This is a genomic window from Pseudoalteromonas sp. NBT06-2 (genome assembly GCF_002276045.1).
Classification (GTDB): Bacteria; Pseudomonadota; Gammaproteobacteria; order Enterobacterales; family Alteromonadaceae; genus Pseudoalteromonas.
The window spans coordinates 1-1,318 of record NZ_NQMR01000356.1 but is presented as its reverse complement, the minus strand read 5'-3'; the positions used below and the strand labels follow the sequence as shown (position 1 = coordinate 1,318).

Below are 1,318 nucleotides of genomic sequence, written 5' to 3'. Positions count from 1 at the left end.
ACCTCCGTTTTTGTTGTCATTTTTTTCTAAGCTACTAATTTATAATAACTTATTTTAAATTTATATTAAGAGGTCTAACCTGATAAGTGTGCGCGCCGTTTATACAAATGTTAGGCCTACAGGAGAGTTTCGTTGAAATTTCATTACTTAGTACTTCTATTTATAATCTTTATTAGTGGATGTTCATCAGTCCCGAGCGTAAAACTTAAAAAAGAAAATTTCGATCAATTACAAACTGTAAAACTTGAAGCAAGCCCAAATAACAACTCTATGCTAACAGCTATAAGTACGGTAGAGGTTCAATGGACTGGTGTCAGTTATTATTATTCTGGAACTGCTGGAGACGGTCTAGGCGTTAGAGACCTAGCGTTAAAATTTATGGAAGAACACCATATAAGTCTAAATGAGATAGTCCAGAATCAATTCATTGAAAAAGTAAAAGCAGATAATCTTAAGGTAAATTTTGATAGCGAATCTCAAAATAAGTTAGTTATTACACTTAATGTTGTGGTTTTAGGTATGGTACACGGGTTTTCTGATGAATTTAATTCTCGCTTTAATATCGCAGCACAGCTATTCGATAGTTCAGGTAAAATAATGTGGTCTTATAATGCTATTCCAATTTCACCAGTTGCTCCTGGATATTCTATAAAGCTAAAGGATCTGTTTTCATCTAAAGAATCAATGCTTAAATTTTTGAATGCGGCATCTGATCCTATTGTGCAAAAGTTGTATGATGATTTTAAGCGGGATTTAGTGTAGGCCTAACAAGGGTTTTCAAGTCGGACAAATTACAGTTGGCTTTTTGTTCGTGCCTCACTTATTTTAGCCAACTACAATTTGCCGCTTAAAACGGCGTTATACGCTAGGGAAAGTAGGTGTTAAATTTTAAATCGTTTTTCTTATTCTTGGTATTTAGTTTCTCTCTAGTTATGTTTAAGAACTTGAGAGCAGAAGGCTATAAAAGCCCTGTTTTGCCAGCTGAAAGTGTTAAAAATAAAATATTTGAATACATTAAAAAAGACCACTCGAAATTAAAAATTGATGAGTATAATTTAGTGTCTTTATCGTTTGATTATATTCGTCAGGAATGGAATACTTTCTTCATGTGTAATGAGAAGGCTATAACTCGAACTGGGTGCCATTTTTCAATTAGAGTTAGCAATGAATTGCAACCCTCTATTAGGTACAGTGGTGGAAGGTAGCGTATAACAAAAACATCAAATGGACGTAAAATGCTTGGCTTACGCTCATTCTTCGCTGATTATAGCCAAGCATTTTAAGCCATTTATATTGGCGTTGAGGCTGTAGAATTTAT

The 1,318-nt window shown here is 33.8% G+C and carries 1 protein-coding gene; it reads left to right on the top strand.

Annotated elements, in window-relative coordinates; all coding sequences use genetic code 11:
• Window positions 1–132: 132 nt before the first annotated feature.
• The gene (locus CJF42_RS26020) at window positions 133–762 is read left to right on the top strand and encodes a hypothetical protein (protein ID WP_095369374.1); all 630 of its coding nucleotides are present in this window, start codon (window positions 133–135) and stop codon (window positions 760–762) included.
• The last annotated feature ends 556 nt before the right edge of the window (window positions 763–1,318 follow it).